General features: G+C 65.1%; 22 protein-coding genes. 11 read left to right on the forward strand and 11 right to left on the reverse strand.

What is annotated here, in order from left to right; all coding sequences use genetic code 11:
* Positions 1-19: 19 nt before the first annotated feature.
* Entirely contained in the window at positions 20-1,033 is a 1,014-nt protein-coding gene (gene trpS / locus DIE23_RS16105; RefSeq protein WP_124613050.1) for a tryptophan--tRNA ligase, read from the forward strand.
* A gap of 98 nt (positions 1,034-1,131) precedes the next feature.
* On the opposite strand, the gene DIE23_RS16110 is transcribed toward trpS, so the two are convergent.
* Positions 1,132-1,545, reverse strand: coding sequence for a VOC family protein (locus DIE23_RS16110; RefSeq protein WP_124613051.1), 414 nt, complete (start codon positions 1,543-1,545; stop codon positions 1,132-1,134).
* A 407-nt stretch (positions 1,546-1,952) separates the two neighbouring features.
* On the opposite strand from DIE23_RS16110, the gene DIE23_RS16115 reads away from it, so the two are divergent.
* On the forward strand, positions 1,953-2,381 hold the full coding sequence (locus tag DIE23_RS16115; protein WP_124613052.1) for an STM2901 family protein: 429 nt from the start codon (positions 1,953-1,955) through the stop codon (positions 2,379-2,381).
* Positions 2,381-2,731 carry a DUF1493 family protein gene (locus tag DIE23_RS16120; protein WP_124613053.1) on the forward strand — a complete coding sequence of 117 codons (351 nt, stop codon included), beginning with the start codon at positions 2,381-2,383 and terminating at the stop codon, positions 2,729-2,731. Before DIE23_RS16115 ends, DIE23_RS16120 begins: the two co-directional genes overlap by 1 nt.
* Positions 2,732-2,775: 44 nt before the next feature.
* On the opposite strand, the gene DIE23_RS16125 is transcribed toward DIE23_RS16120, so the two are convergent.
* From DIE23_RS16125 to DIE23_RS16140, 4 genes are all read right to left on the reverse strand, one after another.
* Positions 2,776-3,165 (reverse strand): VOC family protein, encoded by a 390-nt coding sequence (locus DIE23_RS16125; RefSeq protein WP_124613054.1) that lies wholly within the window; start codon positions 3,163-3,165, stop codon positions 2,776-2,778.
* A 28-nt stretch (positions 3,166-3,193) separates the two neighbouring features.
* Entirely contained in the window at positions 3,194-4,114 is a 921-nt protein-coding gene (locus tag DIE23_RS16130; RefSeq protein ID WP_124613055.1) for a bestrophin family protein, read from the reverse strand.
* Positions 4,115-4,289: 175 nt separating this feature from the next.
* Entirely contained in the window at positions 4,290-5,297 is a 1,008-nt protein-coding gene (gene cydB, locus DIE23_RS16135) for a cytochrome d ubiquinol oxidase subunit II (RefSeq protein WP_124613056.1), read from the reverse strand.
* Positions 5,298-5,300: 3 nt separating this feature from the next.
* Positions 5,301-6,701: a cytochrome ubiquinol oxidase subunit I gene (locus DIE23_RS16140; RefSeq protein WP_124613057.1), complete on the reverse strand. Its 1,401-nt coding sequence runs from the start codon at positions 6,699-6,701 to the stop codon at positions 5,301-5,303.
* A gap of 407 nt (positions 6,702-7,108) precedes the next feature.
* Between DIE23_RS16140 and fdhD the strand changes: the two genes are divergently transcribed.
* From fdhD to DIE23_RS16180, 6 genes are all read left to right on the forward strand, one after another.
* On the forward strand, positions 7,109-7,972 hold the full coding sequence (fdhD, locus tag DIE23_RS16150) for a formate dehydrogenase accessory sulfurtransferase FdhD (protein ID WP_124613058.1): 864 nt from the start codon (positions 7,109-7,111) through the stop codon (positions 7,970-7,972).
* Positions 7,972-9,186 (forward strand): gephyrin-like molybdotransferase Glp, encoded by a 1,215-nt coding sequence (gene glp / locus DIE23_RS16155; protein ID WP_124613059.1) that lies wholly within the window; start codon positions 7,972-7,974, stop codon positions 9,184-9,186. The genes fdhD and glp overlap by 1 nt, the downstream gene beginning before the upstream one ends.
* A 190-nt stretch (positions 9,187-9,376) precedes the next feature.
* Positions 9,377-10,495, forward strand: a complete 1,119-nt coding sequence (gene moaA, locus DIE23_RS16165) for a GTP 3',8-cyclase MoaA (protein WP_124613060.1) — start codon at positions 9,377-9,379, stop codon at positions 10,493-10,495.
* A 45-nt stretch (positions 10,496-10,540) separates the two neighbouring features.
* Entirely contained in the window at positions 10,541-11,101 is a 561-nt protein-coding gene (locus tag DIE23_RS16170) for a molybdenum cofactor biosynthesis protein MoaE (protein WP_124613061.1), read from the forward strand.
* A gap of 52 nt (positions 11,102-11,153) precedes the next feature.
* Positions 11,154-11,411 carry a molybdopterin converting factor subunit 1 gene (gene moaD, locus DIE23_RS16175; protein ID WP_124613062.1) on the forward strand — a complete coding sequence of 86 codons (258 nt, stop codon included), beginning with the start codon at positions 11,154-11,156 and terminating at the stop codon, positions 11,409-11,411.
* 339 nt (positions 11,412-11,750) lie between these two features.
* Positions 11,751-12,407: a DJ-1/PfpI family protein gene (locus tag DIE23_RS16180; RefSeq protein WP_221623347.1), complete on the forward strand. Its 657-nt coding sequence runs from the start codon at positions 11,751-11,753 to the stop codon at positions 12,405-12,407.
* Positions 12,408-12,453: 46 nt separating this feature from the next.
* On the opposite strand, the gene DIE23_RS16185 is transcribed toward DIE23_RS16180, so the two are convergent.
* The 4 genes from DIE23_RS16185 to DIE23_RS16200 form a co-directional block, all read right to left on the reverse strand.
* Positions 12,454-13,476, reverse strand: coding sequence for a GlxA family transcriptional regulator (locus tag DIE23_RS16185; protein ID WP_124613063.1), 1,023 nt, complete (start codon positions 13,474-13,476; stop codon positions 12,454-12,456).
* A gap of 125 nt (positions 13,477-13,601) precedes the next feature.
* Entirely contained in the window at positions 13,602-14,243 is a 642-nt protein-coding gene (locus DIE23_RS16190) for an HD domain-containing protein (protein WP_124613064.1), read from the reverse strand.
* Between the two features lie 120 nt (positions 14,244-14,363).
* Entirely contained in the window at positions 14,364-15,056 is a 693-nt protein-coding gene (locus DIE23_RS16195; protein ID WP_124613065.1) for a DJ-1/PfpI family protein, read from the reverse strand.
* Positions 15,057-15,263: 207 nt separating this feature from the next.
* Positions 15,264-15,566 (reverse strand): putative quinol monooxygenase, encoded by a 303-nt coding sequence (locus tag DIE23_RS16200; protein WP_124613066.1) that lies wholly within the window; start codon positions 15,564-15,566, stop codon positions 15,264-15,266.
* Between the two features lie 111 nt (positions 15,567-15,677).
* Here DIE23_RS16200 and DIE23_RS16205 point away from each other — a divergent pair, with 111 nt between their 5' ends.
* Entirely contained in the window at positions 15,678-16,640 is a 963-nt protein-coding gene (locus tag DIE23_RS16205) for a GlxA family transcriptional regulator (RefSeq protein ID WP_124613067.1), read from the forward strand.
* A gap of 59 nt (positions 16,641-16,699) precedes the next feature.
* Here the strand turns inward: DIE23_RS16205 and DIE23_RS16210 are convergent, their stop codons facing one another.
* A complete protein-coding gene (locus DIE23_RS16210; RefSeq protein ID WP_124613068.1) occupies positions 16,700-17,740 on the reverse strand; it encodes a GlxA family transcriptional regulator in 1,041 nt (346 codons plus the stop codon).
* A gap of 88 nt (positions 17,741-17,828) precedes the next feature.
* Positions 17,829-18,215: a hypothetical protein gene (locus DIE23_RS39560; RefSeq protein WP_185646469.1), complete on the reverse strand. Its 387-nt coding sequence runs from the start codon at positions 18,213-18,215 to the stop codon at positions 17,829-17,831.
* Between DIE23_RS39560 and DIE23_RS16225 the strand changes: the two genes are divergently transcribed.
* Positions 18,181-18,777: a nuclear transport factor 2 family protein gene (locus DIE23_RS16225; RefSeq protein WP_260436082.1), complete on the forward strand. Its 597-nt coding sequence runs from the start codon at positions 18,181-18,183 to the stop codon at positions 18,775-18,777. The genes DIE23_RS39560 and DIE23_RS16225 overlap by 35 nt on opposite strands.
* The last annotated feature ends 71 nt before the right edge of the window (positions 18,778-18,848 follow it).

The raw sequence follows: 18,848 nt of genomic DNA on the forward strand, positions 1-18,848 counted from the left end.
CCCGGAGCCAATCCGCACCATGACGCACCCGACCCGACCGACCATCCTCACCGGCGACCGCACGACCGGCCCGCTCCATCTCGGCCACTACATCGGCTCGCTGCGCGCGCGCGTGCAGATGCAGCACGAGGCGACGCAGTTCCTGCTGCTCGCCGACACGCAGGCGCTGACCGACAACATGGGCCGCCGCCAGCGCGTCACCGAGAACGTGATCGAGGTCGCGCTCGACTACCTGGCCGTCGGCATCGACCCGGCGATCTCGACGATCGTCGTCCAGTCGCAGGTACCCGAGCTCGCCGAGCTGTCGCAATACCTGCTCAACCTCGTCACGGTCGCCCGCCTCGAGCGCAACCCGACCATCAAGGAAGAGATCCGCCTGCGCGGCTTCGAGCGCGACATCCCGGCCGGCTTCCTGACCTATCCCGTCAGCCAGGCGGCCGACATCACCGCGTTCAAGGCGACGCACGTGCCGGTCGGCGACGACCAGTTGCCGATGATCGAGCAGACCAACGAACTCGTGCGCCGCTTCAACGCGACGGTCGACAAGCCGGTGCTGGTGGAATGCGAGGCCGTGCTGTCGGCGGTCACGCGGCTGCCGGGCATCGACGGCAAGGCGAAAATGAGCAAGTCGCTCGGCAACGCGATCACGCTCGGTTCCACGCCCGACGAGATCGCGCAGGCGGTGAAGGACATGTACACGGACCCGAACCACCTGCGCGTGAACGCCCCCGGCCAGGTCGAAGGCAACGTCGTGTTCACGTTCCTCGATGCGTTCGAGCCCGACGTGCGGATGGTCGACGAACTGAAGGCGCACTACCGCCGCGGCGGCCTCGGCGACAGCGTCGTGAAGCGCGTTCTCAACGAGCGCCTGCAGGCGCTGATCGAGCCGATCCGCGTGCGCCGCCGCGAATTCGAGGCGGACAAGGCGGAGGTGATGGCGATCCTGAAGCGCGGCACGCTGCATGCACGCGAAGTGGCCGGCGTGACGCTGGCCGAGGTGAAAGGCGCGATGGGGCTCACGTATTTCGATTGAGCGGCGCGCGCGACAAACGCGACCGGACGACGATGCGCGGCGGGATGTCGGCGCCGCGCGATGCCATGCCGCAGGCGGTCAGTCACCGGTCCGCGCCGTCATGCCCGCTCGCGCTTCGGCGCAGCGGCATGACACACGGCCTCGATCCGGTTGCCGACGGGGTCGACGAGAAAGGCCGCGTAGTAGTCACCGTGATAATGCGGCCTCAATCCGGGGTCGCCATCAGGCCGCCCGCCCGCGGATAGCCCTGCCTCGAAGAACGCATGCACCTGCTCGCGGGAAGCGGCCTTGAAGCACCAGTGCCGCTTGCTCGTCCCGACTTCGGCGGGATCCTGATAAACCGCCACACACGTCGATGTGGTGTCGCTCGCATTGCAACGTTCGCCATAACCGAGCGCGGCAGGCCGGTCATAGACCTTGGCCGCGCCCAGGGCAGCCATGACGCCATCGTAGAAAGGGCGTACCTGGTCGATATCCGGAACACCGATGGACACGTGGTCAAGAAGTTGCATGAGGTTGCTCCATTGAACGAGCATGAGTCTACACAAACATGACCGATCCGATCGACCGGCTTCATCGAATCAGCACCAGCAAAAGTCGGCACACAGCGCGACTCGTATCGCCAGCGGCGTCGAACACTGCCGGCAACACTTCGAAAACCTTTCATGCGAGCCATTCCCCCGCTACGGAGCGGCCCATGGCGTGATCGCTTCCGTGACGCTCACCGGTGACACCATGGCAAATGCGGATAATCCTGCCGCCGTCGCCCGAACGATCAGGCCATCGCGAGCCGGCATCACTGCCTCACCACGCAATTGACCCGCAACAACAGTCTCCCTAACGTGGCCCATCCATAACGACGACGGCGAACGAGACGCACGGTTCATGCACCTCATTCGCCTGCATCCCGAGGGGCCGAGTGAATACCTATCGCTACCAGAACCAGCAAAACCTGAGTCCAACCGAACTATTCTTTCTGATTGCCGCAGAGGAAACCTGCAAACAAGCAGGTATTGACGATGTGGAAGCCGTTATTCTGATTCTGTCCGGCCTGCCGATTCTTCCCACCCGTGCAAAACCGCTCGGCGCGACCCAAGGCACCTCCGTTGCATCAGTCATGGCGCGGTCGATATTCCGGTATGAATTCCGGCGCAAGATACTACCGACCGTCACGCTGCAGAGCGTCAAACGTCTGCGCGTGATCCTGACGCATCGACTTGCGGTGTTCGTCGGCCGGTCGGTGCCAGGCGTCGGCTGGGTACTGCTCGCAAAAGACGCGTTCCATATTGTCCGGAACACCGTTTCCCGGTACAACCAGATTGCAAAACCGGAGGACAGAATTCTGTAATGGACGACCGCCACATTTGGGAGGCGCTGGAAGCATTCGTGCGCCAGGAAGCCGCGGTATCGAGCAAGCACCGGATTACGGTGGACACCTCGCTGACCGACGATCTCGGACAAACCGGAGACGACGCAGACATCTTCATGGAAAGATTCTTCGCCCGTTTCGAGGTCGATCGCGGCGACTACGATTTCGGGCGTTACTTCCTGATGGAAGGCGAAGGGTTCCTGTATCACGTGGTCCGTCAGTTCATCCTCAGGAAACCCCATACGTTCAGACGTGACGCATTGACCGTCGGCATGCTGTACAAAGCAGTATCGCTGGGCGTGTGGGACGCCGAGGCGATCAAAAACTGATCGCACGCAACTGCCTGGGCGATCTCAGCACCCACACGCTCGGTTCACGCCTTCATCTGCATCAACTGCACGAGGTTCCCGCACGTATCGTCGAGCACCGCGATCCGCACGGGCCCCGCGTCCATCGGCGCCAGCGTGAAGCGCACGCCGAGCGCGTCGAGCCGCGCGAACTCCGCGTCGAGATCGTCGACCTGGAACGACGCCGCCGGGATGCCATCCTCGTAGAGCGCCTGACGGAAAGGCCCGACCGCACAATGATGACACGGTTCGAGCATCAGCTCGGTGCCGTCAGGCTGATCCTTCGACACCACCGTCAGCCAGCGGTACTCGCCCACCGGCACGTTGTTCTTCAGCCGGAAGCCGAGCGTGTCGGTATAAAACGCGAGTGCCTTGTCCTGATCGTCGACAAAGATACTCGTCACGTAGATACGCATGTGAGGTTCTCCTGAACGTGCGTGCCGCTCACGTAATCTGATACGTCGACACCGGCACGAATTCCTCCGGCATCGCGCGATCGCCCAGCTCCAGCACCGACCGTTCGATCGTGCGCGCCATCGCATCGAGCGCCAGCGCGTTCGGCGCGAGGCCGAACGGCTCCGCGACCTCGTTCGCGATCGCTTCGAGCGCGATCAGCGTGTACGAGATGAACACGCAAATCAGCGGCGTGAAAAATTCCGTCGAATCGACGAGACCGAACGGCAGCAGCACGCAATAAGCATAGACGGTGCGATGCAGCAGCACGCTGTACGAGAACGGAATCGGCGTCGTCAGGATCCGCTCGCAGCCGCCCACCGCCTTGCCCAGCTCGACCAGTTGCGCATCGAACATCCAGCACGTCGCGTCGCTGCCGGGCGCACGGCCCAGCGCGCGGACGATCCCGCCGCGCAGTTCGTCGAGAATCGCGACGGGCTGGTAGCACTTGTGCGCGAACGCAGCCGCGCGCTCGGCGCCGAGGATGCGTTGCAGGTCTTGTGCAGGATCGGTATGACGCAACTCATGCTTCAGCGCATACGTGAACGCGATCAGCAGATCGGCGAGCCGGTTGCGCTCCGCGTCGCCGACGCTGTCGGGCAGATAGCGCCGCAGTTGCGACGTGATGGTGCGCGCGGCGATCAGCAGGTTGCCCCACAGAAGCCGCGCCTCCTTGAAACGCTCGAAGCTCGCGTTGTTGCGAAACGCGAGGAAGATCGCGAGCGCGAGCCCGAACAGCGTGAACGGCGCGGTGTTCAGCGGAATCTTCTCGCCGAAGATGCGCCCGTTCGTGAAGACCGCCAGCGTGCTGACGATCGCCATGAACACGAGTTGCGGAATGATCGACTGCAGCACGGAGCCGTTCCATACGAACAGCATCCTGAGCCAGTTTTGTCGTGGTCTGACGATCATGGTGTGGTCTCGACTGCCAAGGAAATACGCAATGCGGATCGCCGCCGCCCGATGTGCGACGGCCCGCGCGTGGCGGGCCGCTGTCCGATCGACACCGGGCCGGGTGACGAGATGCACGGCGTTTGCGCGTGATGATACGCCCGCGCTCGCCGCGCCCCGTCACCTGCCGCGCCGGTCAGTGATAGCCGGCGTCGCCCTCGCGCACCTTGCCGCGGAACACGCGGTACTGCATCGCGTTGTACACGAGGATGATCGGCAGCACGATCACGGTGCCGACGAGCGCGAACAGCTGGCTCGAATGGCTCGACGATGCGTCCCAGATCGTCAGCGACGGCGGCACGATGTTCGGCCAGATGCTGATCACGAGCCCCGTGTAGCCGAGGAACACGAGCGCGAGCGTCAGCAGGAACGGCGTCGCCTCGTGCTGGCGCTTCACCGTGCGGAAGATGCCCCACACGCACGCGACGACGAGGACCGGCACCGGCAGGAACCAGCCGAGGTTGCCGCTGCCGAACCAGCGGTGCGCGACGGCCGGCAGCCCGACCACGGTCCACAGGCTGACCACGCCCATCACGGCGAGCAGCACGCCCGCGAGCGGCTTCATCAGCACGCGCATCTTGCGCTGCAGCTCGCCGTCGACTTTCAGGATCAGCCAGCCGCAGCCGAGCGTCGCATAGGTGACGAGCACGCCGATCCCGCAGAACAGGCTGAACGGCGACAGCCAGTCGAACGGCCCGCCCGCGAACTGGTTGTTCACGATCCGGATGCCCTGCAGCAGCGAGCCGAGCGTGATCCCCTGGCAGAACGCGGCCAGCGCGGAGCCGCCGATGAACGCGAGATCCCACAGGTGTTGCGTGCGGTTCGCCTTCGCGCGCAACTCGAACGCCGCGCCGCGGAAGATCAGCCCGACCACCATCAGGATCAGCGGCAGGTAGTTCGCCGGCAACAGCGTCGAGTAGACGACCGGGAATGCGCCGTACAGGCCCGCGCCGCCGAGCACGAGAAAGGTCTCGTTGCCGTCCCACACCGGCGCGACGGTGTTCAGCATGACTTCGCGCTCGACCTTTGCATCGAAGAACGGAAACAGCAGGCCGATGCCGAGGTCGAAGCCGTCCAGCATCACGTAGATGAACACGCCGAGGCCGATGATCGCGGCCCACACGACAGGAAGATCGATCTGCATGGCTTACTCCGCTTCGGTGACGTTCAGCGGCGTGGACAGCGCGCTCTTGCGCAGCCCCGGATGCCGGTGCAGCTCGATGTACCCGGCCTGGGCAGCCGGCCCGCGCTTCATCAGATTCATCATGTAGTAGATACCCGTCCCGAACACCAGGAAATACACGACCACGAAGATCAGCAGCGACACGCCGACCTGCTGCGCGCTGACCGGCGCGACCGAATCGACGGTGCGCAGCACGCCGTACACGGTCCACGGCTGCCGCCCGACCTCGGTCGTGATCCAGCCGGCCAGCAGCGCGACGATGCCCGACGGCCCCATGCACACGACGAACCACTGGAACCAGCGCGTTTCATACAGGCGTCCGCCCTTTCGCAGCAGCAGGCCGAGCAACGCGGTGAGCAGCATCAGCATCCCGAGGCCGGCCATGATCCGGAAGGTCCAGAACACGATCGGCGAATACGGACGGTCCTGCGCCGGGAATTCCTTCAGCCCGCGAATCTCGCCGTCCCAGCTGTGCGTGAGGATCAGGCTGCCGAGATGCGGCACCTGGATCGCATAGCGCGTCGTCTCGGCCTGCATGTCGGGCAGGCCGAAGAGGTTCAGCGCGGTGCCGCCCTTCTCGGTTTCCCACAGCCCCTCGATCGCCGCGATCTTCGCCGGCTGGTATTCGCGCGTGTTCAGCCCGTGCGCATCGCCGACGACGATCTGGACCGGTGCGAGCAGCAGCAGCATCCACAGCGCCATCGAGAAGCTGCGCTTCACCGGCTCGTCGCGGCGCCCCTTCAGCAAATGCCATGCGCCGCACGCGGCGACGATGAAGCCAGCGACGATGAACGCCGCGATCGTCATGTGCACGAGGCGATACGGAAACGACGGATTGAAGATGATCTTGAACCAGTCGACCGGCACGACGAGGCCGTTCTCGATCCGGTAGCCCTGCGGCGTCTGCATGAAGCTGTTCGACGCGAGGATCCAGAACGTCGAGATCAGCGTGCCGACCGCGACCATCAGCGTCGCGAAGAAATGCGCACGCGGGCTCACGCGCTGCCAGCCGAACAGCATCACGCCGAGAAAGCCGGCTTCGAGGAAGAAGGCCGTCAGGACTTCGTAAGTGAGCAGCGGGCCGGTGATGTTGCCCGCGACGCGCGAGAAGCCCGCCCAGTTCGTGCCGAACTCGTAGGCCATCACGACGCCGGAGACGACACCCATCCCGAAGCCGATCGCGAAGACCTTCGACCAGAACTGGAACATGGATTTGTAGGCGGCGTCGCCGGTGACGAGATAACGCCATTCCAGCACCGCCAGGAAGCTCGCCATGCCGATGCTGATCGCCGGAAACACGATGTGGAACGACACCGTGAACGCGAACTGCAATCGGGCGAGATGGAATGCATCGAAGATTTCCATGACCGTAATTTGCTCGTGGTTGTGAGGACGTCAGCTCGAAGCGGGAAATCGCGCGACGGCTTCGCGACGGCACGTGCAAACATCGACGGATCGCAGTGCACGGCAACGAAGCGTGAATGACGATATCGCGTTTCCGACGATACTCGCAATCGCGCGGACGTGCGCTGAAACTGTGCTTTCCCGGGGGCCGAAGATGTGTGTACGGAAAAGCCGTTGCGGCGCCCGGAGGCCTACAGCTGTACTGCTTTCCGCACTGCGACGCTGTGCATCCGCGGCACGGCCGAACGCCCGTATCATCGGCTCGTAGCCTGCCCGTGGCGAGCCGGCGCGACACCGCGCACCGCCCCCGCGGAACCCGTTCCCGTCGCCCGGCGCCCGCGCCGGCCGATCTTCCTGGAGAAACCCGCATGGACCCCAGCGACCGACCCGACGATCCGGCCGGCACCCGCACGTGTCACGTGACGCGTCATCGTGCCGGCGACGCGCGGGACACCGTCGATCGTGTGGTCGACGAGACGCCGGTTGCACTCGTGTTCAACGGCATCGCGCACACGGTGATGATGGCGACGCCGATCGACCTCGACGTGTTCGGCCTCGGCTTCGCGCTGAGCGAGGGCATCGTCGAACGCGCGTCGGACGTCTTCGATATCGAGAGCGAATGCCGGTCCGGCAGCGCCGAAGTGCGGCTGACCGTGTCGCAGCAGGTGTTCATGGCGCTGAAGGCGCACCGGCGCGCGCTGGCCGGCCGCACCGGCTGCGGTGTCTGCGGGATCGAAAGCATCGCGCAGCTCGACCTGCATCCGCCGCGCATCGCGGCCGGCGACGCGGCGGCCGGCATCGACGCCGTCGCGCGCGCCGCCCGCGCGTTGCCGGCGCGGCAGACGCTGATGCGCGCGACCGGCGGCATCCATGCGGCCGCGTGGTGCGACCGCGACGGCACCGTGCTGGAAGTCTTCGAGGACGTCGGCCGCCACAATGCGCTCGACAAGCTGATCGGCCGGCTCGCGCGGCGTCGCGCCGACCTGCGCGCGGGCTTCGTGTTCCTGTCGAGCCGCGCGAGCTACGAGCTCGTGCGCAAGGCGGCACGCGTCGGCATCCCGATGATCGCGACGATCTCCGCGCCAACGTCGCTCGCGATCGACGTCGCCCGCGAAGCCGGCGTGCGGCTGCTCGGCTTCTGCCGCGACGACGGCTTCGTCGAATACGTGTCGCCCGACGCGCTCCCGTTACCCGAACCGACGCGTGCGCAACCGCATGCGCTCACCGCCTGATGAAACCCCTGACCGATTTCGACACCGCTCAACGGCAGTTCGCCGCCACGTTCGCGCCGCCGCAGACGGCCGTCTCCATGCCGGTCGCGCAGGCGGCCGGCCACGTGCTCGCCACGCCGCTCGCCGCCGTGCTCGACCAGCCGCCCGCCGACCAGAGCGCGATGGACGGCTACGCGGTCCGTCACGCGGACCTCGAACACCGCGAGCCACTGCGCGTCGCGCAACACTGCTATGCGGGCGATGCGCCGTCGCCGCTGGCACCGCGCACCGCCGCACGAATCTTCACCGGCAGTCTGATTCCGCCCGGCGCCGATACCGTCGTGATGCAGGAGCACGCGCACGAACAGGACGGCTGGGTCGGGTTCGACGCACCGCAGCGCAGCGGATCGCATATCCGCCGCCGCGGCGAGGAAGTGCGCGCGGGTGATTTGCTGATGCCGGCCGGTGTGCGGCTCGGCGCGATGCACGTCGGCGTCGCCGCCGCGCAGGGTTGCGCGCGCATCGACGTACGGCCGCCGCTGCGGGTCGGCATCCTGACGACCGGCGACGAGCTCGTCCCGTGCGGCCAGCCGCGTGCGCCGCAGCAGATCTTCAACAGCAACGCGCCGATGCTCGCCGCACTGGTGTCGGGAACCGGTGCCGGCGTCGCGGCGAGCGAGCACGCCGCCGACACGCCGGCCGCCGTCGATCAGGCGCTGCGCGGCATGGCCGCGCGCTGCGATCTGGTCGTCTGCGTCGGCGGCGCATCCGTCGGCGACAAGGACCTGCTGCGTCCCGCGCTGACCGCGCTCGGCGCGTCGTTCGAGGTGTCGGGCGTGCGGATGAAACCCGGCAAGCCCGTCGCGCTCGCGCGGCTCGACGAGCGGCCCGTGGTACTGCTGCCCGGCAATCCGGGCGCCGCGATGATCGCGTTCGCGCTGTTCGTCGCGCCGCTGATCCGCTGCCTGCAAGGGCGCGACGACTGCCTGCCGCCCGTACCGTCGCTGCCGATCGACATCGACGTCGAACCGGATGCGCAGCGCGAACGCTTCGTGCGCGTGCGCCGCACCATCGACGCAAACGGCGCGCCCGTCCTCGATACGCTGCGGCAGCAAGGCGCCGGCACGCTGCAATCGCTCATACAGGCGAGCGGGCTCGCGCGGCTGCCGGCCGGCCGACGCATCGCGCGCGGCGACGCGGTGCCGTATTACGATTTCGCGCACCGGCTCGCGTGAGCATGCGCATGCTCGTATTGCCCGCCTTTCGTGCATGCAGGATCGCGAACTGTATTCCTGCATTTCGGGCGGGATTGTGTCTCTGCCGGAAAAGTTCGGCGGCTTATCCTCACGATGAGGCTCGTCACGACCTGTGCGCCGACACGTGGGCGCACAGGCGGCCGATCGGCGATGCCGCTCCGCTCACTTCATGCAGGCCGACGAATCGATCGTGAATGCCCTCGCTTCCGCGCCGGCCGCCGCCCTATCCGGCGGCGCATCGCCCGGCGCCCTCTCCCGCCCGCTCGACACGCTCGCGCGGCCGCTGCGCGATCTGCGGCTGTCCGTCATCGACCAGTGCAACTTCCGCTGCGGCTACTGCATGCCACGCGACAGCTTCGGCCCCGACTATGCGTTCATGCCGTCGTCCGAGCGGTTGTCGTTCGCGCAACTCGAGAAAATCGCGCGCGCGTTCGTCTCGCTCGGTGTCGAAAAGATCCGTCTCACCGGCGGCGAGCCGCTGCTGCGCCGCAACCTCGAAGCGCTGATCGAACGGCTCGCGACGCTGACGACCGTCGACGGCAAGCCCGTCGAAATCGCGCTGACGACCAACGGTTCGCTGCTCGCCGCCAAGGCGCGCGCGCTGCGCGATGCGGGCCTGTCGCGCGTGACCGTGAGCCTCGACGCGATCGACGATGCCGTGTTCCGCCGGATGACCGACACCGACGTGCCGGTCGCGCGCGTGCTGGCCGGCATCGAGGCCGCGCAGGCGGCCGGGCTCGCGCCGGTAAAGGTCAATGCGGTGATCGAGCGCGGCGCGAACGACGACCAGATCCTGCCGCTCGTGCGCCACTTCCGGCATGGCGGCGTGGCCGTGCGCTTCATCGAATACATGGACGTCGGCGGCGCGAGCGCGTGGTCCGGCGACAAGGTCGTGCCGGCCGCACGGATGCGCGAGTTGATCGAAGCGAGCTATCCGCTCGTGCTCGTCGGCGAACCGGGACACGACGCCACCGCGATCCGCTGCCGGCATATCGACGGCGCGGGCGAGGTCGGCTTCATCGCGAGCGTGTCGCATCCGTTTTGCGGCACATGCTCGCGCGCCCGCGTGTCGGCCGACGGCCAGCTCTATACGTGCCTGTTCGCGACGCAGGGTACCGACCTGCGGCCGTGGCTCGACGATCGCGCATCGATCGAGCACCTCGCCGACGCCGTGCGAGCGCGCTGGACGCGGCGCGACGACCGCTATTCCGAGCGCCGGGCCACGCGCGCGGCCCGGCCGTCGGGCAAGACCTATCCGACCGTGCGCATGTCGCTCGTCGGCGGCTGACGGCTGCCGCGCGAAGCGGCGCGCACCGCTTAATGGAGAACCGTCATGACTTTCACCGAATCCCGTGCCACGTCGCCCGACGATCCGTCGCGTGACGGCACCCATTCCGAACCCGCCACCCCGCACGCCGAGCCGCCGCCGGCGATTGCCGCCGGCTTCGAGGTGCGTGTGCAATACGCGGCGATCGACGCCGGTGCCGAAATCGCACCGATCGTTCGCAATCCGAATGTCGGCGCAGTCGTGAATTTCCTCGGCGTCGTGCGCAACGAAGGCGACGTCGACGACGTGATCGCGCTCGAAGTCGAGCACTATCCGACGATGACCGAGCAGGCGCTATGGAGCATCGTCGAGGAAGCCGGCGCGCGCTGGCGGCTCGAGGCGGTCAGGATCGTCCATCGCGTCGGGCGCATTCCGCTCGGCCATGCGGTGGTGATCGTCGTGGTGGCCGCCGCGCATCGCGCATCGGCGTTCGATGCGTGCGAATTCATCATGGACTTCCTGAAGACGCACGCACCGTTCTGGAAGAAGGAGATCCGGCACGACGGCGTGGCCGGCTGGGTCGAGCCGAAGGCGCATGACGATCAGGCGATGCGGCGATGGGGATGAACGTGCCGGCCCATGCGTTGCCGATTCCGCTGATTTCGCTCGGGACACGCCAATGAAACTGACGATCAAATACTTTGCGAGCATTCGCGAACAGTTGCATACCGACGAGGAAATCGTCGAGATCGATGCGCATGAGGTCACCGTCGACGCGCTGCGCGGCATGCTCGCCGCGCGCGACGCGCGCAGTGGCGAAGCACTGCGGACGGACCGGCCCGTGCGGGCGGCCGTGAACCTCGAGATGGTGACCGGCGGGTTCGTCGTGCGGGAGGATAGCGAGGTGGCGTTCTTTCCGCCGGTGACGGGCGGGTGATTCGTTCGCATTGGACGGCGATCGGCAGCGTTCAGTCGTTCGATGCATGGCAGGCGGTCAGCCAAGCCCGCCAGGCAAGTCCGGAGCAGGATGATCGGTCGACGCGAGGTCTGTGTCGCCGCGTGGAAGACATGTGATGAACAAGGAATAGCGGAAGTATCCGGCGAATCGATAGCCACCTCGAAGCTGGGGCCGAGAACGCCCGACAGCCAAACTGGCAGGAAACGAGGTGCGAATGGCATTCGTATCACACGGCCCACGTCCCATAATCGCTCGCAAGGAGAGAGCATATGGCTGCGCCTACAACCATTCTCATGCCGGTATTCGATGGCATGACACATGCTTGATTTCACCGGACCGCATCAGTTTCTCACTCGACTCTCCAATGCCCGCGTGATCGCGGCATCGATGGGTGGTCGGGCCGTCAAGGCTGACGGACTTGTGTTCGAGCAACTGTCCGACCTGCAAGAAATCGAGCACTGCGACGTCTTGTGCGTACCTGGCGGGGCCGGCGTCTGTCAGGCGCTTGAGGACGATTGCTTCATCGACCTGATCGGTCGGCTTGGAAGCGGCGCGCGTTACGTGACATCGGTCTGCTCGGGCTCGCTCATTCTCGGTGCGGCGGGATTGCTTGTCGGTAAACGCTCGGCCTGTCACTGGTCGTGGCGCGACATGTTGCCCCTGTTCGGCGCCATTCCGGACGAGGCACGGATCGCACGGGACGGCAACGTAATCACCGGGGGAGGCGTGACGGCAGGAATCGATTTCGCGCTCGCGCTGATCGCCGAGCTGCGCGGCGAGCACCAAGCTCAAGCGATCCAGCTGGCACTCGAATATGCGCCAGCGCCGCCATTCAACGCCGGACGCCCCGAGCTTGCGCCTCCGGCGGTCTTGTCTGCCGTGCTTGCCGAGCGTGCCGGGCGCATGGCGGCAAACCGCACTCGGGTTGAACGGGTGGCCAGTCAACGGACGAAGCATTTCAGCGAGGCGGGCTGACGTCGAGTGTCCCGACCGATCTCCCGCATCGCTTGCGAACGGCCGCTCAGGAGATTGACACTGTCTTCAGGCGCGCCGACCTGCCGAATCGACTGCGATAGTCCTGCGGGGACACGCCCAGCGTCTTGACGAAGACCCGGCGCATCCGCTCATCGTCGCCGAAACCGGTATGGTGCGCGATCTGCTTGATGGAATCGGGCGCCTCCTCGAGGAGTCGGCGCGCGGCTTCCAGCCGGATCTGCTCGACCGCGCGCGCCGGGCTTTTGCCGGTTTCGCGCTGGTAGACGCGTGCGAAATTGCGCGGGCTCATATGCGCGACGGCTGCAAGCACCGAGACCGACAGATCCGTTCCAAGATTGTCGTTGATCCACAGATGCAGCTCGTCAAACCGCCCTTGCACGTCACGGATCTGCCGCCGAAGTTCGAAGCTGAACTGCGATTGGCCGCCATGCCGTTTCAGATACAGCACCAATAGCCGCGCAAGCTTCAGGGCCGCTTCATGGCCGAGGTCAGCCTCGACCATGGCAAGCGCCATGTCGATGCCGGCCGACACGCCAGCAGATGTCCATATCCCGTCGGAAACCACGAATATCGCATCGGGCTTCACAACGACGGACGGATGCTCGCGCTGCAGCCGCTCGCACACGGCCCAATGCGTCGTCGCCTCCCGACCGTCCAGCACGCCAAGCCGTGCAAGCATGAATGCACCGAGACAGACGGAGCCGATCCGGCGCGGCCGCTTCAGGTTCCGTGCCAGACAGGCCCGCAACGCATCCGACGCGTCGGGCGGCGCGGCAAGGTCTCCACCCGCGATCAGCAGCGTATCCACGGGATCGACGAAGACATCCTCCAGCCGTACCGATTGCAGAACGACACCGGAATCGGTGGTGACGAGCCCGCCGGCCTCCGATGCAATCTCGATCCGATAAGCCGGTGCACCGTTCTCGAGACGTGCGTCGGTAAAGACCTGAATGGGACCGGTGATATCGAGGAGCTTCGCTCCGGTAAAAATCACCAGGACGACTTTACGCGGCGTTTGCGCCGGCGTGATGGCGGACTTGGAAGACATGGCACGCTCTACGCCGGCGTTCCGGCGATCAGAAACGACACGTGGCCTCGGCACGCCGTCAACCGGCAGTCAAGGCCTCCCGTTACCGGCGTGCCGCAACGCGCTCGCGAACGGCACGCCACGCCTCAACTCTCGAAAGGCGCGAACAGCAATAGATCGCAGACGTCCGGCACCTCCAGGCCTGGAACAAGGCGGCGGCCGATATCGGCGAGGCCCGTTCCAATGGCCGTATGCGGCTTTTTCCTCGCCACCTCGGCCAACGCCGTGGTGAACGCCCGCTTGAATCCGACGCGCGGGTACAAGGCAAGCGTATCCTCGATCAGTTGCGGAGAAATCTCGTCCATGCGCAGGCCCATGACGTCGACGTGCGCACCGAAATGAACCAGGGCGACCTCGGGTTCCCTGCGATCCGCGATATCGGCCGATGAGTGAAGTGCAATGGCATCCCAAACGATACGGGTCTTCTCCGGCGGATAGTCGTGAGCATGCAGGAACCTGCTCGCCGCATCCGCTCCATCCACCTCGAAGCGCTTGTCGGCGGCGTGATCGTGCGAAAGACCAAGGTCATGGAGAAGAGACGCCACGTACACGAGCTCGCGATCGAATTTCATCTCGCGCTTTCTGGCCAGAAATTCGGCGAACCAGTAGGTTCGGTGAACGTGATTCAGAATCGCCGGAGCATGGGCTTGCTTCGCAAGTGCCGCAGCCTTGCGCGACAGGTCCGAATCGGGAGCGGTAATACCGCCGATGATGACGGGTGTGCTCACATTTTCCTCACAAGTATCCGGGCCGAGGCAGCGCGGCCTCGGCAACAGGTTCTGTCGGGTATGGCTCGAACTCGCATGCCGAGCCGGGTCAAAGCCGGTTCAGCCACCTCGCGGCGGCGATCACGGTGCGGTCTGCCACAGTTTCTCCGTGCCGATCTTTTCCGCGTACTTGATCGCTGCCTGAAGCAGATCGGGACCGGCCTTGCTCGGGCTACCCACCCCAAAGGGCGGCTGAGGGTCGTAGCACATGGCAAGTTCCGTCGTCGCGGCCACTCGCGCTCCCTTCGCTTCCTCGAGGAGCCTGATGCCCAGTTCGATGCCGGCAGTCACGCCGCCGCTGGTGTACACATTGCCGTCGATCACCACACGAGCGTCACGCACGAGTTCGATCTCCGGGAAGTTCTTCTCGATCGTCTCGTACACAAACCAGTGCGTCGTCACCCTGCGGCCGTCGAGCAGCCCCGCCGCAGCGAGGAGAAGGGTTCCGGTGCATGCGGACGATACGATGCGTGCGGTCTTGGCCGCGCGCCGAAGAAAGGAAATGATCTCCGGGTCGCCCATCGCGTCCTCGACACCAAAGCCGCCCGGAACGAGCAGAACGTCGAGGTGCCCGTCGTACTCCGCGAAGGTCGTGGTCGGAACAAGTTCGGGGCCGTTGTCTCCGCGGACTGGATTCTTGTCTTTCCAGAACAGGAGGGTGTTGCCCTGGTTGCCGATCGCGATCTGCGGCCCGGCAAGGTCCAGCAGCGTGTAGCCCGGGTACAGCAGAATCCCTATCGTCGGCCGATAGTCGGGGTCGCTCGAATAAGCCATGTCAGTCTTCCTGGATAACGGTGCGGCCCCAGTGGCCGCGTCGTTATCAACAATAGGGCCGGCCGACTCTGGCAGCAATGACAGAGACCCCTCGATTCATGCCAAACATGATGGCCGCCCTGCTGGCCCGAACACCCGGATTCGCGCCAGCAACCCGGTTACATGCGAGACGCTCCGTCGGGCTCGGAGCGAGCCGAGCCCACGCTCTCATTTCGGGGTCGTGTACGCGACAAGATCCGCCTTCTCGATGATCGGCGGGCGCACGAACAGTTCCTCCGTCGCAGCCATCAGGCGTTGGGCAGCCGCACCGTTCAGGTGCCCGTCGCGGCCGGCCTCGTCGTTGAACGTGTCGAAGATGGCGAAGGTCGACTTGCCGGTGCGGAACGCGTACCAGTTGATGGTATGGCTCTCGTCCTGGACGATGGTCCGGGCACCCTTCAGGAATTCGGCCACGGCTTCTTCCTTGCCCGGCCTGGCTTCGATGGTCGCCAGAATTGCATACTTGATCATGATTCACCCTTCCTCCCCGCTATGGGGAACGTGTTTGAGAAGCCCACACTTTAGGGAGGCAGCCCGCGATTCCGAAGTAGCAAGTTCGTCATTTTTGATAGCATTCTTGCCATGAACATCCATGTGCTCGTCGTCAACGGCGTCGCGGATTTCGGCCTGTCCGCCGTGCTCGACACACTGAACTACGCGAACCAGCTCGCGGCCAAACTTGACCCGCGGCCTGCGCCTTTGGAGATCACGCTCGTCGGCACCCGAAAGCGCGTGCGCACGGCCAATGGCTTCGAGGTTCCAGTCGCGCGTTTCGATCCATCGCTTCAGCCGGATGCCATCGTCATTCCCGCGCTTGGCGCATTGACGCCCGAGCAGGTCGAGGCCTCGCTGGAACGCCCGGAACTGCGTGCGATCAAGGCGGCTGTCGTCGCCAAGGCTCGAGAGGGTGTTTGGGTCGGCGCGGCATGTACGGCGACGTTTCTACTCGCCGAGACCGGGCTGCTGGACGGGCACACGGCCACGACGTCGTGGTGGCTGGCGCCGCTCTTCCGCAAGCGCTACCCACGCGTCGCGCTCGACGACTCCCGGATGGTCGTTCTTTCCGCTCCTTACGTCACGGCTGGTGCGGCGCTCGCGCACGTCGATCTTGCACTTGGCCTCGTGCGGCGCCGCAGTCCCGCCCTGGCAGCGCTGACGGCTCGCTACCTCCTCGTGGACTCGCGTTCGTCACAAGCCGTCTATGCCATCCCGGACCATTTGGCTCACGCGGATCCGCTGGTCGAAAAATTCGAGGGATGGGCGCGCCGCAATCTGGCGAACGGCTTCTCGCTTTCCGAAGCCGCCCACGCCATCGGAACCAGCCAGCGCACTCTTGCCCGGCGCCTGAAGCACACGCTCGGAAAGTCGCCACTCGGCTTCTTCCAGGACCTTCGAATCGAGCACGCCGTTCATCTCCTGCAGACCGGTCACGACAGCATCGACCGGGTCGCCGAGCAGGTCGGCTACTCGGACGGCGCCACGCTGCGATCACTGCTGCGACGCAAGCTCGGCCGAGGGGTTCGAGCGCTTCGGGCGGCTGCGTGAACGCAGCACATGACGACGCGCCGGTTACACCGACGCGCCGTCAGAACAGCCGTCCAACGCTACCCGGTCCGAGTCGCCTCACCATCTGTCTCGAACTGCCGCGCATATTCCTTTGGACTCGCTCCGAAACGGCGGACGAATGCCTTCCTCAATACGTCGGCGCTGCGATAACCGCTTCGACGACAGATTTCGTCCATCGAGCGCTCACCCAATGCGAGCAAGCGACACACCGCTTCGAGTCGCGCGTTTTCAACATATCTCGCCGGCGTCGTTTGCAGTTCGCGCTGAAACATCCGGATCAACGTCCGGACACTGGTCGGCACTCTGGCTGCCAGAATCTCGACCGTGAGATCCCAGTGCAGATGCTCGCCGATCCAGAGACACAACTGGCTCAGATCCGGATCGCGTGCACGCTGAGACTGAAGTGCAAAGCTGAACTGCGCTTGTCCGCCTGGACGATGCAGGAACAGCACCAGATTCCTCGCGATTTCCAGTGCGAATTCATTGCCCAGATCCTCGCTGACGAGCGAGAGCGCGAGATCGATTCCCGACGATATACCGGCAGACGTATACACGTTGCCGTCCTTCACCCAGATCGGAGCAGGGTCGACCTGTATCCTGGGATAGCGCTCGGCCAGACGCCTCGCCACCGCCCAGTGTGTCGTCGCCCTGCGGCCATCCAATAGCCCGGCGGCCGCCAGCGCGAACGCGCCGACACATATGGAGCACACGCGACGGACGGTCGCCGACCGTGCTCTAAGCCAGTCGATGGCCGCTTGATCGACTTGTTCGAATGTTCTGGATCCCGTGGTCACGAGCAAGGTGTCGATCGGCTTGTTTGCGTCACGTTCCTCTTCGAGCGTGCTGTGGCCTCTGAGGCCGATACCTGTTTCGCTATCCACATGCGCATCGGCAGCCGAGCAAACGAGTTCGAGCGCATAGGGTGCAACGCCGCCGCCGTGCAACTGATTCGCCCATGCAAATACTTCCGCCGGGCCGATCACATCGAGCGCATCGACCGGAGGCAAACCCAGGATTACAACCCGCTTTGGCAACCTTGCATTTTCCGGCGGTGCAATCGGCTCAGGTCGCTTTCTCATGGAGGGGGATCCGCACAATGTGTGGAGAGAGAATCAAATTGTGGCTTAGATCGACGGAAAACTGTCACTTTCGCCCTCCCCGAACCACCTAGACTGAACTGCGCAGCCACTTTGCACGCCCCCGCGGCATGCCTCGAGCAAACCGCTGATCGTCGGTGGATCGAGTGTTCCCGATATCGAGATTGCCGCCCGTGCCGCTGCCCTCGTCGAGCCAGTACATTCGACGGCCATGATGCACCACGTGCATCGGACATGATGGTTTGCCGAATTCCTCGAGTTGCTGCCGCGCGTCCCGGGCGCGCGGATGCGCGTGCTGCGCGGCACCGGACACCTGTCGCCGCTCGAAGATCCGGCAGCCGTCGCGGCGGCCATTCGGCAATTCATGGAGCAGATACGGAAATGACGCCAGGAAGATCCCGAGTGGTTGCCCGCTGAATCGAATGCCGCCTTCGGCGCGACACAGTGTCGTTGCCAATCGTTCAGTACAGGAGGTCAAGATGCGTTTCTTTCCCAGGATAGTCGCGGCGCGCAGGATCGATCCCGACAGGCGCGCCAGCGCGGTGGATTTCGTCAACCGGGTCAACTGGCTGTTCGAGACGTGGGATCTCGAGAACATGATCCAGTCCTTTACCGAGGACGCGAAGGTCATTCATTTCAAAGGCGAGATCAGCGGGGAAACCGCGATCCGCCACTTCCTCACCGAGGTCTATCCTTATCTGGTCCCGGGCGTCAGTCGCTGCGGCACGGGCCACATCGTCGACGAAGAGGAAAACGGTCTCGTCGCGGTGCGTTATCACAACCTCCTCGTGCGCTACGCGGCGCCGGAAGACGCGCCCAAGATGAGCGACGGCGAATTGACCGAAAGCGACGACCTGCCGATGATCTGGATGTATTCGCCGATGCTCGACCGGCTTCGCGAGACCGAAGACGGCTGGCGAATCGCCGAACGCTACATCGGCGGCTCGACGACGAATCGTCGACTGACGCCGAAGGACATCGCCGCCGCGGCGATACGGCCTTTCCTGCCCGGCGCATGAAGGCCCGGACCACGCGACATTCGTGCGGTTCGCACGGCGCCACGGCCGGCCCTGACGAGCAACCGGAGACC

This window comes from Burkholderia sp. Bp9143 (assembly GCF_003853645.1).
Taxonomy (GTDB): Bacteria; Pseudomonadota; Gammaproteobacteria; order Burkholderiales; family Burkholderiaceae; genus Burkholderia.

Coding starts and splice junctions, on each gene's coding strand:
- DIE23_RS16185 (WP_124613063.1), bottom strand. CDS start 13,476: ATGTCTTCCAAGTCCGCCATCACGCCGGCGCAAACGCCGCGTAAAGTC.
- DIE23_RS16140 (WP_124613057.1), bottom strand. CDS start 6,701: ATGGAAATCTTCGATGCATTCCATCTCGCCCGATTGCAGTTCGCGTTC.
- moaD (WP_124613062.1), top strand. CDS start 11,154: ATGAAACTGACGATCAAATACTTTGCGAGCATTCGCGAACAGTTGCAT.
- trpS (WP_124613050.1), top strand. CDS start 20: ATGACGCACCCGACCCGACCGACCATCCTCACCGGCGACCGCACGACC.
- DIE23_RS16205 (WP_124613067.1), top strand. CDS start 15,678: ATGAACATCCATGTGCTCGTCGTCAACGGCGTCGCGGATTTCGGCCTG.
- moaA (WP_124613060.1), top strand. CDS start 9,377: ATGCAGGCCGACGAATCGATCGTGAATGCCCTCGCTTCCGCGCCGGCC.
- DIE23_RS16125 (WP_124613054.1), bottom strand. CDS start 3,165: ATGCGTATCTACGTGACGAGTATCTTTGTCGACGATCAGGACAAGGCA.
- DIE23_RS16225 (WP_260436082.1), top strand. CDS start 18,181: ATGCCGCCTTCGGCGCGACACAGTGTCGTTGCCAATCGTTCAGTACAG.
- DIE23_RS16210 (WP_124613068.1), bottom strand. CDS start 17,740: ATGAGAAAGCGACCTGAGCCGATTGCACCGCCGGAAAATGCAAGGTTG.
- fdhD (WP_124613058.1), top strand. CDS start 7,109: ATGGACCCCAGCGACCGACCCGACGATCCGGCCGGCACCCGCACGTGT.
- cydB (WP_124613056.1), bottom strand. CDS start 5,297: ATGCAGATCGATCTTCCTGTCGTGTGGGCCGCGATCATCGGCCTCGGC.
- DIE23_RS16180 (WP_221623347.1), top strand. CDS start 11,751: ATGCTTGATTTCACCGGACCGCATCAGTTTCTCACTCGACTCTCCAAT.
- DIE23_RS16110 (WP_124613051.1), bottom strand. CDS start 1,545: ATGCAACTTCTTGACCACGTGTCCATCGGTGTTCCGGATATCGACCAG.
- DIE23_RS16170 (WP_124613061.1), top strand. CDS start 10,541: ATGACTTTCACCGAATCCCGTGCCACGTCGCCCGACGATCCGTCGCGT.
- DIE23_RS16130 (WP_124613055.1), bottom strand. CDS start 4,114: ATGATCGTCAGACCACGACAAAACTGGCTCAGGATGCTGTTCGTATGG.
- DIE23_RS16120 (WP_124613053.1), top strand. CDS start 2,381: ATGGACGACCGCCACATTTGGGAGGCGCTGGAAGCATTCGTGCGCCAG.
- glp (WP_124613059.1), top strand. CDS start 7,972: ATGAAACCCCTGACCGATTTCGACACCGCTCAACGGCAGTTCGCCGCC.
- DIE23_RS16195 (WP_124613065.1), bottom strand. CDS start 15,056: ATGGCTTATTCGAGCGACCCCGACTATCGGCCGACGATAGGGATTCTG.
- DIE23_RS16200 (WP_124613066.1), bottom strand. CDS start 15,566: ATGATCAAGTATGCAATTCTGGCGACCATCGAAGCCAGGCCGGGCAAG.